The 15,520-nt window shown below is 61.6% G+C and carries 14 protein-coding genes; 8 read left to right on the forward strand and 6 right to left on the reverse strand.

Translation table 11 applies throughout. The features are described from left to right. Nucleotides 1-25: 25 nt before the first annotated feature. Complete coding sequence (locus tag R4P64_RS19885) at nucleotides 26-1,357, reverse strand: HNH endonuclease signature motif containing protein (RefSeq protein ID WP_317822335.1); 1,332 nt, start codon at nucleotides 1,355-1,357, stop codon at nucleotides 26-28. 212 nt (nucleotides 1,358-1,569) lie between these two features. After that, on the reverse strand, nucleotides 1,570-3,057 hold the full coding sequence (locus R4P64_RS19890; protein WP_317822337.1) for an acetyl-CoA acetyltransferase: 1,488 nt from the start codon (nucleotides 3,055-3,057) through the stop codon (nucleotides 1,570-1,572). Nucleotides 3,058-3,209: 152 nt separating this feature from the next. On the opposite strand from R4P64_RS19890, the gene R4P64_RS19895 reads away from it, so the two are divergent. Beyond that, the gene (locus R4P64_RS19895; RefSeq protein ID WP_033234271.1) at nucleotides 3,210-4,034 is read left to right on the forward strand and encodes an AraC family transcriptional regulator; all 825 of its coding nucleotides are present in this window, start codon (nucleotides 3,210-3,212) and stop codon (nucleotides 4,032-4,034) included. A 23-nt stretch (nucleotides 4,035-4,057) separates the two neighbouring features. Here R4P64_RS19895 and R4P64_RS19900 read toward each other — a convergent pair whose 3' ends face one another. The 3 genes from R4P64_RS19900 to R4P64_RS19910 are packed head-to-tail and all read right to left on the reverse strand — an operon-like array spanning nucleotide 4,058 to nucleotide 7,966. Beyond that, entirely contained in the window at nucleotides 4,058-4,525 is a 468-nt protein-coding gene (locus tag R4P64_RS19900) for an SRPBCC family protein (RefSeq protein WP_317822338.1), read from the reverse strand. A gap of 25 nt (nucleotides 4,526-4,550) precedes the next feature. After that, nucleotides 4,551-6,308, reverse strand: coding sequence for an ABC transporter ATP-binding protein (locus tag R4P64_RS19905; RefSeq protein WP_317822340.1), 1,758 nt, complete (start codon nucleotides 6,306-6,308; stop codon nucleotides 4,551-4,553). Continuing rightward, nucleotides 6,305-7,966, reverse strand: a complete 1,662-nt coding sequence (locus tag R4P64_RS19910; RefSeq protein WP_317822342.1) for an ABC transporter ATP-binding protein — start codon at nucleotides 7,964-7,966, stop codon at nucleotides 6,305-6,307. Before R4P64_RS19910 ends, R4P64_RS19905 begins: the two co-directional genes overlap by 4 nt. A gap of 224 nt (nucleotides 7,967-8,190) precedes the next feature. Here R4P64_RS19910 and R4P64_RS19915 point away from each other — a divergent pair, with 224 nt between their 5' ends. From R4P64_RS19915 to R4P64_RS19945, 7 genes are all read left to right on the forward strand, one after another. Further along, nucleotides 8,191-9,078, forward strand: a complete 888-nt coding sequence (locus tag R4P64_RS19915; protein ID WP_245005955.1) for a siderophore-interacting protein — start codon at nucleotides 8,191-8,193, stop codon at nucleotides 9,076-9,078. 2 nt (nucleotides 9,079-9,080) lie between these two features. Beyond that, entirely contained in the window at nucleotides 9,081-10,163 is a 1,083-nt protein-coding gene (locus tag R4P64_RS19920) for a Fe(3+)-siderophore ABC transporter permease (protein ID WP_045069828.1), read from the forward strand. Then, complete coding sequence (gene fepG, locus R4P64_RS19925; RefSeq protein WP_317822344.1) at nucleotides 10,160-11,209, forward strand: iron-enterobactin ABC transporter permease; 1,050 nt, start codon at nucleotides 10,160-10,162, stop codon at nucleotides 11,207-11,209. Before R4P64_RS19920 ends, fepG begins: the two co-directional genes overlap by 4 nt. A 42-nt stretch (nucleotides 11,210-11,251) precedes the next feature. Next, nucleotides 11,252-12,100, forward strand: a complete 849-nt coding sequence (locus R4P64_RS19930; RefSeq protein WP_317822345.1) for an ABC transporter ATP-binding protein — start codon at nucleotides 11,252-11,254, stop codon at nucleotides 12,098-12,100. After that, on the forward strand, nucleotides 12,097-13,125 hold the full coding sequence (locus R4P64_RS19935) for an ABC transporter substrate-binding protein (protein WP_317822346.1): 1,029 nt from the start codon (nucleotides 12,097-12,099) through the stop codon (nucleotides 13,123-13,125). Before R4P64_RS19930 ends, R4P64_RS19935 begins: the two co-directional genes overlap by 4 nt. Nucleotides 13,126-13,682: 557 nt before the next feature. After that, nucleotides 13,683-14,186, forward strand: coding sequence for a nuclear transport factor 2 family protein (locus R4P64_RS19940; protein WP_033234278.1), 504 nt, complete (start codon nucleotides 13,683-13,685; stop codon nucleotides 14,184-14,186). Beyond that, a complete protein-coding gene (locus R4P64_RS19945; RefSeq protein WP_317822349.1) occupies nucleotides 14,183-14,842 on the forward strand; it encodes a pyridoxal 5'-phosphate synthase in 660 nt (219 codons plus the stop codon). The genes R4P64_RS19940 and R4P64_RS19945 overlap by 4 nt, the downstream gene beginning before the upstream one ends. A gap of 9 nt (nucleotides 14,843-14,851) precedes the next feature. Here the strand turns inward: R4P64_RS19945 and R4P64_RS19950 are convergent, their stop codons facing one another. Beyond that, on the reverse strand, nucleotides 14,852-15,454 hold the full coding sequence (locus R4P64_RS19950) for a hypothetical protein (protein ID WP_317822351.1): 603 nt from the start codon (nucleotides 15,452-15,454) through the stop codon (nucleotides 14,852-14,854). Nucleotides 15,455-15,520 lie beyond the last annotated feature (66 nt).

Consider the following 15,520-nt stretch of genomic DNA (forward strand, 5'->3'; position numbering starts at 1 on the left):
GTATTCAGTTCCGGCAGAGCCGGATTCAGTCTCGGTGGACTGGACCTTGGCGGGTGGTGGAGCGTCGGCGTCGTTGTTTCGGGTCAATCGCAGCTGGTGGGATGAACCACGGTTTGTGATCATCGCCCATTTTGATTTCCCAGATGCCGCGGAACCCGCTGGTGCTGTGGATCAATCGGTGGTGATTTCGGCAGAGGAGGGTGAGGTTGTCCATTACCGTCAGTCCGCCTGCCGACCAGGTTTTTATGTGGTGGGCGTCGCACCAGGCGGGTACGGCGTCGCAGTTGGGGAAGGCGCAGCCTTTGTCCCGGGCAATCAGCGCCGTTCGTTGTTCTGCTGTGACGAGGCGTTTGTGCGGTGTCGCATCGAGCGGTGCGCCGTTGCCGTCCATCAGGACGGTGGAGAGCATGCAGTCGCAGGCGAGCATCCGGGTCAGGCTCACACTGAGTGGTCCCATCCAGGGCATGTATCCGACGTCCAGATCTTCGAAATCAGGCTCTGCGTCCCGGCTGGGTCTCGTAGTGGCGCATTCGCGATGCTCGGCAAGGTCTTTCGCGGTGATGTGCACATTCACGTGCGGACGCTGGCCACCGTCAACACCGGTCATGGCATTGTCGAGGTAGCGGCGGATCAGTTCCGTGAAGGCGTCGGCGGTGCGTTTGGCTGCCGATCGCTGATCCGGGGTTCCGTCCGCTGCTGGTTTCGGCATCGACAGACCTGAAAGAGCCGATAACAGCATTTCACCGGTGAGTGCGTCGAAATCGCCCTTGATCGCGACCCGACCGTTAAGCGTCGGCGAAATCCGCAAGACGTTGAGGTCGTCGTCCTCACCGGGCGGAGTGTCGTCGGATTCGAAGATCCGCTGCAAAACCGCAATCGCGTACCGCAGTTTGATGGTGGTCGCCTCCACGCCGGATGCGGCAGCGAGAAGGGTTTTCATGCAGGACGGTAACGCCCTGTCGGGCATGCCTTTTGGCGGGGATTCGCAGAATGCGGCAATTATTGCCGCATGATCGAGCGAGAGATCACCGGCCTCGAATTGGGCAGTAATATCCGGCAACCCCCGCAACGCGGCACCGAGGGCGGCGATCTTGTTACCGGCCGCGTTCTGCAGCATCGTGTTCGCCGCCAACCACCGACCGACGCCCCGGTAGCAGAGCACCTGCTCGTCCGGACTAAGCGCCAACGCGTCGACCGCGGCAACTCGAATCGCTTCCAGCCGAAGGATTTCCGCAGATACACAGACTGCAACGTCCCGAACCTCGGCCGGTCGTAGCCGCCACAACCTGCCACGCACACCCGCAGCCGAACCGGCTACAACATCCTCCACCGAAACAAAATCGCTCACCGTAGTCATCAAGGCCTCCCCACCCTTGACTCAGTATACTCGAACACATTTTCGATTCAAGGGATATTTCGGACACATTTCGACCAAAGTTGGGAGAATGATCGCGATCAACGCGTTGAAAAGTGGCTCTAGTCAAGCGGATCCGTCGGTTCTATGCGATGTTGGCTGGAGATGTAGTTGTCGACTAGGGTGGCGCGAACGCGAAGGCAACCCGACTGCGGCTAGAACTTCAGGGTGAGTCGACCGTTCTCGTCGCTGATGTGAACGTGACGATCCACCGCTGGGGGATTGGTGCCGCTGAGTTGAGTCAACTCGGCGGCGTTCTCGGGGCCGGTGTGGCCGGCGAGACGTCGGCCGTCCGGCGTCGTAGCGATGACAAACCCGGTTTCCGGTTCGCCCATTCTGTTGTATTCGACTGTGGCGGTGACGATCTTGGCACTTCCGACATAGCCGGTGACCAGGTCGGGTGCATGGGGTGTGAGGGTGCGGGCCTGGGGATCTCCGACATATCCGCGTTCATGTGCGGACGCGGAGAGCAGTACGGCATGTTGGTAAGTGAGAAATCCGCCGTTGCCGTGAACCAAGGCGAGTTGGTCGCCTGATCGGAGTCGGCGTGTCACCTCGGTCAAGGAATGGAGGGTGTAACTGTTGAGCGGTCCGCCGAAGAACGAGTGACCACCGGTGACGCTGGGGACGGTGTCACCCGGCAGTCCGAGTTCGTGAATCAACAGCTTCGGCACGATCGGAAAACAACTGTAGGCGTCCACGATATCGAGGGCTTCGGCGCTTACTCCGGCGTTGCCGAGTGTGCGGTCCACGGTATCCTGCAAGGCTTCGGATCTGTGAAAGTTATTTCTGTGCAAGATGTCCAGCGGATCAACGGCCCCGGCTCCACCCCACAGATAGACGAGCCTGTCTTGGTCGATGCCGAATTCGAGGGCCCTCGCCAGGGAGCAGATCACCACGGCAGCAGCCTGATTCACGAAGGGCATGGCGTTGAGCATCAAAGGATAGGGTTCGGACACCATCCGGTTGCCCGGCCCGACGGTGCTGATCTTTTCTGCGGTACGTACTTCCGATGTCCACGACGCCGAGTTCTTCGCGGCGATAGTTGAGAACTCGGCATACATCTGCGCTGACCAGTCCAGGGATGCTTGGGCGTCGTGGCCGATCGATGCGCTGAAACTGTTCTCGAACAGTGGGTAGACGCGGGTGGGCACGATGAATCCCGCGCGCTGCATCTCGGCGCCGCCCAGATCGGCGGGATCGAAGCCGGGAGGTCCGCCGGGTTCGGTGGCCCACCCGAGAGAATCGGGAGCGACGCCCGATTTTCGCAGTGCGGTTGTGGTGGCGTGTGATTCACCGCCCACGAGCAGCGCGACGGAGGATGTGCCGTCTGCAATGGCAGCGCCGATTCGATCGAGAAGTGCTGCAGGCCAGTGCCCACCGATCGGTGAGGTGGTGGTGATCGCGGGGGTGGCGCCAAGTCTGGTGGCCAGAAGTTCGGGGAGGTTGTCGTATGCCCAACTGACGGTCTTGATCGCGTAGATCGTGTCGATGTGGCTACTGAACGAGGGCTCTCCACTGTCTGTGAGGGCGGCAATTGTCGCTTTGTAGATCAAGTCGAGCGGTTCGAGGTGCCCGTCATCCGGATTCCATCGCAGATCCCCTACGCCGACGATGACGGGAATCCGTGATGCGTCAACCATCGTGTCCTCTTTCAGCCAGTTCTCGTGTGTGCCCGACGTCGGGAGTTCCGCCACGATAGCGCTGCGATAAGTACGTGTAACCAGGGGGTCACATTCAGAAACTTTCGGATTACTATTTAGGTATGCCTAACGAAAGTCCTATACTCGTTTGCATGACAGCTGTTGCGGAGAGAATGTTGGTGCCCGTGGGGCCTCGGGTCATCGACGATCCGTATTCGATGACCACCGTGACATTGAAGTTGTCGCATCAGCGTCAGTGGGCGGCGCACCGACACCCGGAACATGAGCTGATCTGGGGTAACTCTGGCGGAATGCTCACCGTTGTTGCCGATGGCATCACGTGGGAGGTGCCGCCGTCGGCGGGCCTGTGGTTGCCGGCCGGAGTGCTGCACTCGGTCAAGGCAGGTCCGGGTACCGAGTTTTTCTGCACCTACTTCCGCCCTGAGGCGCACGCTGCGCCCGCCACAGTGCCCGGGCTCTTCGGGGTGAGTGCCTTGTTGCGGGAGGTTCTGCTGCACATGCATCGTCGCAACATGCCGGACGAGGCTCGCAGTCGTGCCGAGCGAGTGGCGTTCGACATGCTGCAACCGCTCGAGGTTGCCGCTGTCGAGGTTCCGATGCCGACGGATCCGCGAGCGTTGTTTGTCGCCCAAGCACTGGTCGCCAATCCAGCGGATCAGCGGTCACTGTCCGAATGGGCACTGACTGCCGGCGGGAGCGTCAGAACGTTGACCCGCGTCTTCACGCAGGGAACGGGAATGACCTTTGCCCAGTGGAGAATTCAGGTGCGCGTACGAGCGGCTCTGACCTATCTCGCAGCCGGGGTTCCGGTTTCCGTGGTCAGTCGACGCGTGGGATACGAAACCCCGAGCGCGTTTGTCGCGGTCTTCCGCAGGGTCACCGGCCGGACCCCGGGCGCCATGATGAAGCACCCGAATCGTGGCTCTCATGCACCGCAGGAGCTTCTGCGCGCCTGATCTGCGGTCGCCGCTGATCTGAATCAGCCGCGCCCTTCGACGTACGATGCCAGGTTAGCCAACGAGGAGGCGATCCCCGTCTCGTGCACCGCTTGATCGATGCCGGGTGGCACATCCGTGGCTGTGACGGTCACCTCGGTCCCGTTAACAGCGGCAGCGAGGTCCCAGGTCATCGTCATGGTTCCCGCGTACGACGGGTCGTCGGACTCGAACACCGCCCGCTGCACCACACGCTCCGGCGGCACAAGTTCGGCGAATCCGACATCGACGACATCCGTCGCGGCTGACGTCTTGCCAGGGCTGTCGGCGGAGTCCAGATAGGTGAGAACCATTCGAAACCCGCCACCTGGCCGCGGATCCCACAGCTCGATCCGCCCGCGCATACCGTCCGGTGGCAACCAAGCCTCGAGAGACTCTCGGTCGAGGAGGGCGTCGTAGACGACCGTCGGTGGTGCCTCGATCACCAGGCTGGCGCGGTCGATCCTGTCCATAGTCCGATTCTAGAGCCACAGGCTCTCAACGCCGCGGTGTCGACCACGCCTCCCACAGTTGCGCGTACCGGCCGCCGAGGTTGACCAACTCGTCGTGGGAACCCTGTTCCACGACGCGTCCGCCATCCATGACAAGAATGTTGTCGGCGTCGACAGCCTGTGAGAGCCGGTGGGCCACAGTGATCGAGGTGCGCCCACGGGTCAGCGCGAGAGCGGCGTCGTCGAGTATGCGGGCGCCGGCGCTGCCGGCTTCTGCCGTTGCCTCGTCCAGAATCAGCAGGGGTGGATTCAGGAGTTCGATCCGTGCGAGTGCAAGCTGTTGCGCCTGGGTCGCGGTGAGGCGATGCCCGCCGTCACCGACTACTGTCTCGATGCCTTCGGGCAGTGCTCCGACCCAGTCCGAGGCGCCGACGGTATCGAGGGCGGAGGCGATGTCGGCGTCGGTTGCTGCCAGGGCGGCCAGACGCAGATCCTCGGCCAACGTGCCTGCAAAGACGTGCACTTCCTGGGTAACCAACGCAACGGCACTCCGAGCGGTGCTCCGCGAGAGTTGATCTCGGGGAACGGTGCCGATTCGCACGGAGCCCTCGGTGGGCCCGTAGGTGCCGGCGAGAAGTTTTGCCACCGTGGACTTTCCGGCGCCGGTGGCTCCCACGAGCGCGGTGACGGTACCGGCCGGAATGGTGATGTCGATATCGCGCAACACGGGGGCGTCGCCCGGGCGGTAGGAGAAAGTCACGTCCTCGAGCGACGCGGAGCTGTCGACGGGTTCACGGGGATCGGCCGGAAGCGGAGGTACCGGTGCCAGGGTGACGCCGACAAGGCGAGCCAGAGCGATTGTGCCCTCTTGTAGTTCGTCGAAGACACTGAGAACGGCTCCGACGGGGTCGAACAACCGATGGAAGAACAGGGCCGCTGCGGTGGCGGCTCCGATGGTGGCATGCCCGTTCTTCACGAGCCAGAATCCCGTGATCAGAACTGCTGAGAGCCCGATGAACTCGGCGATGTTGAGACGACCGAAAAACCTGGTCCGTAGTCGTGTTGTCTTCAGGCTGAGCTGTACCGCGGTCAGTGAACGGGATTCGATCTGCTCGAGATGTGGCTTCGCCAACCGTAGGGATCCGACGGTGTCGGAATTACTCAGTGAGTCGAGGAGCTGTTGTGCGCGGGCGCCTTCCGCCTCACGTTCTTGTCGGTAGACGGGGGCTGACTGTGTGAGGTACCAGCGCAGGGCGCGTACCTGGATCGGTGCGGCAATCACTGCAGCAACCGCAAATCGCCAATCGAGTGCGCCCAACCCGACAAGAGTCAACGCAATGGTGAGCGCAGCGGTGGCAAACACCGGCAACGCCTGTGACACGGCTTGCGTTACCAGGCGGACGTCACCGGTGATGCGGGAGACGAGGTCGCCCCGCCCGGCGCGCTCGACATCGCTCTGGGGGAGGTCGAGCACTCGGACGACTACTTCTTCGCGAAGGTCCGCTACGACGCGTTCCCCGACCCCGGCCAGAAGATATTCGCTGGCACCGACCAGCAGCGAGGACAGAACGGCAACGGCAACCAAGGCCCCGGTCAATGTTCCGATGCTGGAGACGATGTCGGCTCCACCAGACGTGACGGTGTCTACCATCTCGCCCAGAATCAGCGGGGTGAGAAGGCCGATTGCCGTGGCTGCGGTCAAGGTGACCACCGCACCGCTCGCGGCGAGGCGGTGCGGACGCAGCAACCGAAGTGCCTCGGTACGAGCCTGTTTGGGAGTTGCGGTGGGGAGTAGGTCGTTCACAGTTCGATCACCCGATCGCAGATATCGAGCAGCGCGGGGCTGCTGGTGAGAAGAATTGTCGCGTGAGCACTGCGAACCTCGGATATCCCGCGGGCAATGCGCGCTTCAGTGACGGAGTCGACGGCAGTGGTCGGATCGTGCAGTACCAGTACCGGCACGTCGCTCGCCAACGCGCGCGCGAGCGCAACTCGTTGACGTTGGCCGCCGGACAGTGAGTTGCCCTGCTCGGTGACGGCGGTGGCAAGGCCCTTCGGGAGAGCATCGATCACTTGATCTGCGGCGGCGGCGGAGATGGCGAAGTCGGTTCGGTGGCCGACCGGAGCCAGGGCATGGATGTTCTCACCGACAGTGCCGATGAAAAGCGCGGAGTCATGCGGCGCAGCAAGGATGTGTGTGCGAAGTTCGTCGATATCCAGTTCGTGGATAGCGTTGTCACCCAGATGAATTGATCCTTCGATGGGATCTGTCCGGCGCGCCAGCACGTCCATGAAAGCATCGACCCAGGCCGTGTTGTCGCAGGTGATACCGACGATCTCGCCGCGCTTGACATCCAGATCGACCGGCGCCGAACCGGCCAGGACAACGTCACGAAGTGTCAGAGACTCCGAATGATTCAGTGCTACCGGGTCGCTTGCGGGGGCGACGGCGCGGCTCGTCCCGATAAGCGCCGCAACACGATTCGCGGACGCTCGGGCACGGGCCAGTCCGGCGCCGAAATAGATGATGTCGATCAGCGGTCCGCGAAGGAACTGCGCCAACCCCACCACCGCAATGAACTCGCCGATCGAAATACTGCCGGACGCTGCCATTCTGCCGCCGACGTATGCGATGACGGCAAGGTAAGCGCCCGCGATGGCGACGTTGGCTGCCGAGTACATCGCTTGGTAACGCTGGGCGCGCAAGGTGGCATCAAGCGATGTCCGGCTGGCACCTCGATAGCGCTGCGCCGCAGCGTCTCCGGCACCGATGCCGGAAAGAATGCGTAGACCCGCCAGCAAGTCGGCAGCGAGTGCCCCGGCGCGCGCGCCTTGCCACTGATCCGTTTCGGCTCGACGTTCGAGTGGGCGGCTCACGACCTGCATCAGTGCTAGCACCGGGGGAGTGCTGAGGATGACAAGAAGTCCGAGCGGCACTGAGATGACCAGTAACGAGATTGCTGCGGTCAGCACTCCGCAGGCAGCGCCGAGTTTGGTGCTGAGAGTGTGAGTGAATCCGGCCACGGAACCGGCGTCGGAGGTGGCGATCGAATAGACCTCACCGGGCATCCTGCGTGGATTCATGCCGTGCGGATCGAGGCCGCGTCTGGCGATGTCCATCCGAAGTCGATGAGCGCCGTACTCGGCGACCGAGTCTGCGATACGAGCGGCAATTCTCCAGCTGAGCAGCAGGCCTGTGAACAGGATGCCGAGAACCAGAATCCACTTGCCGAGCGCCGCAGCGTCGCTGGTTGCCACAGCGCGGTCGATGACCGCACCGATCACGACCGGGACCAGAGCTTCGGCCACCTGGTGCCCGGTGAAGCCCACTGACGCGGCGGCCAGCTTCGGCCCGCGCCCTTCGGCTGCGATGGCACGCGTGATCACCTGACGTGGCGTGATCGCCTGAGGCAGCGGCGGACCGTCGGTATCGTTACTCGGATGAAGCGGCGTTGATGACACTCGGTCCACGCTAGGGATCGACAGCGCTTGTTATGAAGTCACGCCGATGCCAAAACTTGTCGTGAACAGGCCATATAGGGCGCACTGGCCAAATTGCGATACTAGTTGACCCCGTTGTGACGGAGAATTTGTCGACGTGGCCTCGGCTCTGCAATAAATTAAGGTCTGCCTTACCTTTGTGCGGTTGTTGTGCGTTTCGTGTTTCACCGATGTTGGAGATTGTCGTGAGTCTTGTGTTCGGCGAGGTGCTCTTCAAGGAGTACGTGACCCCGGGAATGGTCCGGATCGTGTTCGGTGGGGAGGGCTTGACCACGTTCCGATCAACAGGTGTCGGTGACGAGTATCTGCGCCTCCATTTCCCGGTTCCCGCAACGGGTAAGTTCGTTCTGCCGGAAGAAGATCCGCACGCGCCACGCGGATGGCGATACCCGGAAGGGGAGGAAGCTTCGCCGTGCCAGCCTTACACGGTGCGACGGTTCGATTCCGAAACCAGCCGTATGACTGTCGATTTCGTGGTTCACGACGGTGGGATAGCCAGCGATTGGGCGCAGAACGCCGCGATTGGTGACGCGCTGGCGATCGGCGAGTCCCGCGGTCTGTACGAGCCACCGGTCGGTGCGTCCTGGCAGGTGTTTGTTGCCGACGCAACCGGACTCCCGGCATTGGGCCGCCTGATCGAAGAGTTGCCTGCGGGCATGTCGGCCAAGGCGATAGTCGAGGTGGTGGACGAGTCGCACAAGCAGCAGATCGAGTCGGCCGCGGATGTCGAATTCATCTGGTTAGTGGGCAGTGGCAATGGCATTGCGCCGTCGAAACTACCGGACGCGGTGCGTGCACTGAATCTGCCCACCGACCCCGGATACGTCTGGGTGGCAGGGGAAAGCACGATGCTGCGTGACATCCGCAAGTATCTCCGACATGAACTGAAGTTGCCGGCAGAGCAGTACAAGGTGATCGGCTACTGGACGTACAAGGCCGAAGTATGGAATGCGAAATACGAAGCGCTCGACGAGAGGATTCGGGCGCAGTTGGATGCGGCGTGGCAATCCGATCGTGACGAAGAGGAAATTCGTGACGAAGTCGAGAAGACGCTCGAGAGCGCGGGCTTGTGACTATCGCAGTCAACGAGAGCGAGAAGACTGCGGAACTGATCGACGAATCGCTGGCGGAGAAACAGAAGCAACCGGCCGGACTTGTCGAAACGAATTCGCGTCGAACCTTGGGGCTTGTTGTCTGCCTGGCAGTTCTCGGATGTGTTGTGCTCGTGAGTATCGCTGTCGGATCGAAGACCATTCCGTTCGGGACCGTCGTCGACGCATTGATCAACTATGACGATTCCAACGATCACGTGATCATTCGTGATCTGCGATTGCCTCGCACACTGCTGGGCCTGCTGGTGGGCATGGCGTTAGGCGTAGCCGGTGCACTGATTCAGGCGATGACTCGAAACCCATTGGCGGACCCTGGAATTCTGGGTGTCAATGCCGGTGCGGGATTTGCGATGGTGGTTGCGGTCGCGGTGTTCGGGTTGACCAGCATCTGGTCGTACATCTGGTTCGCGTTCATCGGCGCGGTGATCGCGACCGTTATCGTGTACACATTGGGCTCGATCGGACGAGGCGGCGCCACACCGATCCGGCTCACCCTTGCCGGCGTGGCAATCGGATCGGTGCTCGGCGGCATCTCGTCCGGAATCACCTTGCTCAACCCGACGGCATTCGACCAGATGCGTCAGTGGAACGCAGGTTCTCTCAGCGGTCGATCCTTGGACATCGTGCTGGCTGTGACACCGTTCATCCTGATCGGGCTCGTACTGGCGCTGGCTCTCGCGCGGCAACTCAACGCCGTCGCTCTCGGTGACGATCTGGCGCGTTCCCTCGGTGCCAACATCACCCGTACCCGTGTGATCGGGGTTGTTGCCGTGACCCTGTTGTGCGGCGCGGCCACTGCAGCTGCCGGTCCCATCGGGTTTGTCGGACTGATGGTTCCACACGTTGCCCGCTGGTTCGTCGGACCGGATCAACGCTGGATTCTTCCGTACACGATGGTATGCGCGCCGATCCTGCTCCTTGCCTCCGATGTGGTCGGACGAATCGTGCTGCGCCCCGGTGAACTTCAAGTCGGCATCGTCACGGCCTTCATCGGTGCTCCGGTACTGATCCTGCTGGTGCGCCGAAGCAAGGTGAGCGGCCTGTGAGTATCGATTTCGGGCGCTCCACCACGGTGGTGCGCTCACCCAAGGATGGCTGGTCGGCTCGGGTCGACGTCCGCACCGTCACCGTGTGCGTCGTACTTGTTGTCATCGGGTTGGGGATCGGCGTTATCGCCCTGGGCAGTGGCGACTATCAGGTGCCGATCACCGATGTCCTTGGCGCGTTGTTCGGTGAGGCACCGGCGCGCATCCACATGGTTGTCGTGGAATGGCGTCTGCCACGGGTGTTGTTGGCGTTGATGCTCGGTGCGGCATTGGGTATGAGCGGTGCGATCTTCCAGTCGCTCACCCGAAATCCGTTGGGTAGCCCCGACATCATCGGCTTCAATTCCGGTGCATACACCGGCGCGCTTGTTGTCATTCTGCTGGTAGGCGGAACGTACTACGAGATCGCGGTGGGCGCGCTGGTCGGCGGAATCGCCACCGCGGCAGTTGTATACCTGCTCGCGTACAAACGCGGTGTGCAAGGTTTCCGTTTGATCATCGTGGGAATCGCGATCAGCGCGATGCTGGGATCGGTCAACACCTGGTTGATTCTCAAGGCCGAACTCGACGACGCGATGGCTGCCGCCGTGTGGGGAGCCGGTTCGTTGAACGGACTGGGATGGACCCAGGTGTGGCCGGTTGTCGTAGTCCTGATTGTGCTGGTTCCGCTGATCTTGGTACTGGGCAGGCGGATGCAGATGCTCGAGATGGGTGACGACGCGGCCAAGGCACTCGGGGTTCGAGCTGAACCCACAAGGCTGTCGTTGGTGGTTCTCGGTGTTGCGCTCACTGCGATGGTGACGGCGGCGGCCGGTCCCATCGGGTTTGTCTCCCTTGCCGCACCACAATTGGTGCGCCGACTGACCGGCAGTGCGGGTGTGACGCTCCTGCCTTCTGCCGCAATGGGTGGGGCGCTGCTGATGATCAGTGACTGGGTCGCACAGCGAGCTTTTGCCCCGACACAGTTGCCTGTCGGAGTTGTGACAGTGTCCATCGGCGGTATCTATTTCGTCTGGCTCCTCGCACGTGAGGCCCGCAAGCAGTGAGCCCCGCCCATGCGATCCCCGCAAGCAGTGACCGGCGTAGGAATGAGGAAGAGCGTGAACGAAACCAGCGGGCAGAAGACAAATCGGCTGCGCGCCGAGGGCGTCACGATCGGGTACGACAAGCGCGTCATCTCGCAGAACCTCAACGTCGACATCCCCGACGGCGGCTTCACCGTCATCGTCGGGCCGAATGCCTGCGGCAAATCGACGCTTCTGCGGGCGCTCTCGCGCTTGCTCAAGCCCAGCACCGGCACTGTCCTGCTCGACGGCAAGGCGATCACGTCGTATCCAGCCAAGGAAGTTGCTCGTCGGCTCGGGCTGCTACCGCAGACGTCGATCGCACCCGACGGCATCAAGGTCGCCGATCTTGTTGCGCGCGGCCGGTATCCGCATCAGAAGCTGATTCGGCAGTGGTCGCGCGAGGATGAGGCAGCAGTCATCACTGCTATGGAGGCCACGAAGGTAACGGACTTGTCCGCCCGACTCGTCGACGAACTGTCAGGCGGGCAGCGTCAACGAGTGTGGGTTGCCATGGTTCTCGCGCAGCAGACGCCACTGGTGTTGCTGGACGAGCCGACTACTTTCCTCGATATCGCGCATCAGATCGAATTGTTGGAGCTGTGCCGAGACCTGAACGAGAACGACGGTCACACGTTGGTAGCAGTGCTTCACGATCTGAATCACGCGTGTCGCTACGGAACTCACATCATCGCCATGAAAGACGGCGCGGTTGTAGCCGAAGGCCCACCGGCCGAGATCATCACGGAAGAACTGGTGCAGGAGGTGTTCGGCATGGCGTGCCGCATCATCGACGATCCGGTTTCCCGTACGCCACTGGTCATCCCGCTGGGACGGGAGCGGCAACGACGCATCGAAGGAGTGAAGGTATGACACTCGTTTTGGACACGCAGGTCACCGATTTCGAGTGGGCGCAGATAGTCGACCGCATCTCGCGACGTCAATTCTTCGGTGGCGCAGCAGGTGTGGCAGCGGCACTCGCACTGAGCGCCTGCGGAACCTCGGATGCGGAATCCGAGGCGGTCGGGGACACTGTTCCGTACACTTGGGCGGAGTTCAGCGGCGACGTTCCGCGCAGCCCCAAGCGTGTAGTGGTTCTCGACGGCCGGGTCGATCTCGAGTTCGCGATGATGATGGACTACCCAATCGTGGGGTCAGGCAATTTCTGGTTCCCCGATGAAAGCGCCGGGTTTCAATTCCCCGGACGCGCTATCGAGGATGCAAGCTTCGTCAACGTTGCCGGCGATTTCTCGACGAACTTCGAGGCGGTACTCGGCCTCGATCCCGATCTGATCGTGATGACTCATATCGGATACTCGAGCGACTGGTACGGCAACGAACGCTTGGCGTCCATTGCACCGCTCTTGGTGGTCGGAGACGATATCGAACCGATTGCGGGACACCCGGTTGATTGGCGGGGTGCGTTGCTGGCGCAGGCGCGTCAACTCGATCGTGTTGCCATCGCCGAGGCATCTATCGCCGACTACGAGCGCAAGCTCGCCGAGTTGCGTCCGTTGTTGCAGGACAAGCTCGGTGGGAAGAACCTGGTCTTCGGCGTCCAGACGCCGACGGGTTTTGTTGTACACCAGCGAAATCTGCGGATCAGCGTGGCACTGGACGCCGGACTCGATGTTCTCTTCCGTGACGACAACAATTCCGAGAACTCGTTCGAGGTGTCGTTCGAGCAACTCGATGTTCTGGCACCGGCCGACGTGATCATCGCGCAGGCCAGAAACCAGGAAGCGCTTGACGTCATCAAGACGCAGCCGACGTGGCAGCGGTTACCCGTCGTGCAAGCGGGCAATGTGATCACGACGGACGCGCGGTACAACCAGGGATTTGCGCTCACATCGGCGATCTTCCTCGACGTTCTGGCGGATGCTGCCGGACGCTTCTGACCCCGGCGCCCGAGATACGCACAACCACGATCGATCCGTCAGTCGACAACCAGACTCGCTGCCACTAGTTCCGGCCTTATTGCCTAGAGACCGTGAATGACGCCCTGCTCGTGATCGCGCCATGCCGCAGGTGGCGAACGCTGATCAGATCGTTGTACCGAGGACCGTTGGATCGGTCGTAGAAGTGGGTATCCAACGTCTCACCCACGGCCCGGTGGTAAGTGCGCGGATGAATCAACGCCATCGAAACAGGATGGCGGCAGTCGGAAAGGTTGTGCGGATCGTATTGTGCGCCTGATGGTGTGGGCGTTTGGCGCTGCAGGCGCGCCAGGACGGTAGGAATGCATCCGATACATCGGCTTGGAGAGAGTTGGTGGCGAATCGACGTGTCGCGGGAAGGCTTGGCTTTACGACAAGATCACGATCATGCTCGACGGCCTCGAAAGGCGTGTGGTCCGGTGACTTATCTACTAACTTAGAAGGTAATGCCCGATTCATTCCGTTGCGGGTTATGGTTCAGATTGATTCGGGTGGTTGCTCCACGAGAGGCGAGGATCATGGATCTCGAAGCGATTGTGCACATCCAACGGCTCAAGTACCGATATGCGCGTTCGTTGGATACTAAATCCTGGGTCGAATTCGCAGACACCCTGACGGTTGACGCCACCGCAATCTACGGTGAGCAACTCAGTTTCGACTCCCGTGATTCTTTTGTGTCTTTCCTCGAGAACACTCTCGGCTCCCATGTCATCACCGAGCATCAGTGTGGCCAACCGGAGATCGACGTCGACGGTGACACAGCGACCGGGGTGTGGTGCCTCGCCGATACCGTCGTGGTGCCGGAGGACGGCATGCTGATGCGCGGTTCGGCTTTTTATCACGACAGGTACGCCTTGTGCAGCGACGGTAAGTGGAGGATCTCGCATACCAGTTACGAGCGGACCTGGGAGTCGGTGATGTCGTTGTCGGACATGCCGAGCTTTCGGCTGACGTCGAACAAGTGGGCCATGTTGCAGCCGAACTCGTACGGTAACTCGATTCCGGCTGTGTCCGCAGGGTGACGGGCGAAGATATCCGGTCCTGGATTCGAGGACTGCCCGCGCTGACCGGGACACCCCCGCAGGCACCGTCGACCTTTCCAGACCGTCCGAACGACCTGTTCGTGGACTGGCTGCGTGAAGCCGTAGCCGCCGGTGTTCGCGAACCACACGTGTGCGCGCTGTCCACCGTCGACGAAAGCGGTGTCCCCGATACCCGCTACTTGATCCTCAAAGATGTGACGGACGCTGGATTTTGGTTTTCCGGCAGCTCGGTTTCCATGAAGGGGATTGAGCTGCAAGCGAATCCGCATGCGTCATTGGCGTTCTACTGGCGCGAGCAAGGGCGTCAGATCCGAATCAGGGGATCAGTGGAAACCGAAACCGGGCCGGTCAGGGACGCTGACTTTGTCGAGCGCTCCGTCACAGCGAGAGCCGTGGCGGCAGCGAGCCGGACAAGTCAGGTACTGACCGACCCGGACGAGTACAACCGAGTTGTCGAAGAAGCCGTGGCGCGCATCGACAAAGATCCAGGCTATGTCTGCGAGAACTGGCGTGCATGGTGCCTGGTTCCCGAAACGGTCGAGTTCTGGCAAGCGGACCAAGGCCGTCGGCACCAGCGGTGGCAGTATCGCCGCACCGAAGACGGCGATTATCTCCGTGAGGTCCTGTGGCCCTGACGGGTCGTGCTACGTCGCGCTGATCTCCGGCGACACGAGGTTGACGACGATGGACTGCCCGCCGAGCTTTGCGTGAATCTCGGGATGCTCGAACCCCGACGAGAGCAGGTAGCTGCCGAGCATGGTCAGTAGCTCGTCCAGATCAATCGTCGGATCCGATGAATGCGAACTGGACGGCGATGCCTGATTGGCAAGAAGTTCGGTGTGGGTGAGGCGTCCGGCAACACGAACTGCGGCTACACCCATGGCGTCGCGTCGGACAACGGTGCGGCTACGAGTCTCGAGGTTGCGCGACGATTCACGGGAAGGTGTGGGTGTTGCGGCAGGCATGGACGGGTCCTCTCCGCTGCTGTGTGCTGCGGTGCTGTAGGTGGGGAGTGCAGTGTCGTGAGTCGGAAGTGCAGTGCTGTCGGTCGGAAGTGCAAAGCTGAAGGCGTCGGTCGGCTTACTTGGCGCAGGGTTGGCTGTTGCTGTGGAACTGGCGGAGCCGTTTGTGAGCCCACCATGTGATCCATTTGCGGGTCGATGTGCGGAACCGTTGGTGGCCCCGTTTGTCGACCCGTTTGTCGACCCGGTGGGGTTGCTTGCTCCATGCGAAGTCGTGTCTTCCATCGTGCGCTCCTGATGCTGTGTGCTCCTGGTGCCCGTAGTCGGACAGGCCCGTAAACAGACCATAGG

The organism is Rhodococcus sp. IEGM 1366 (assembly GCF_033142425.1).
Lineage (GTDB): Bacteria > Actinomycetota > Actinomycetes > Mycobacteriales > Mycobacteriaceae > Rhodococcus_F > Rhodococcus_F globerula.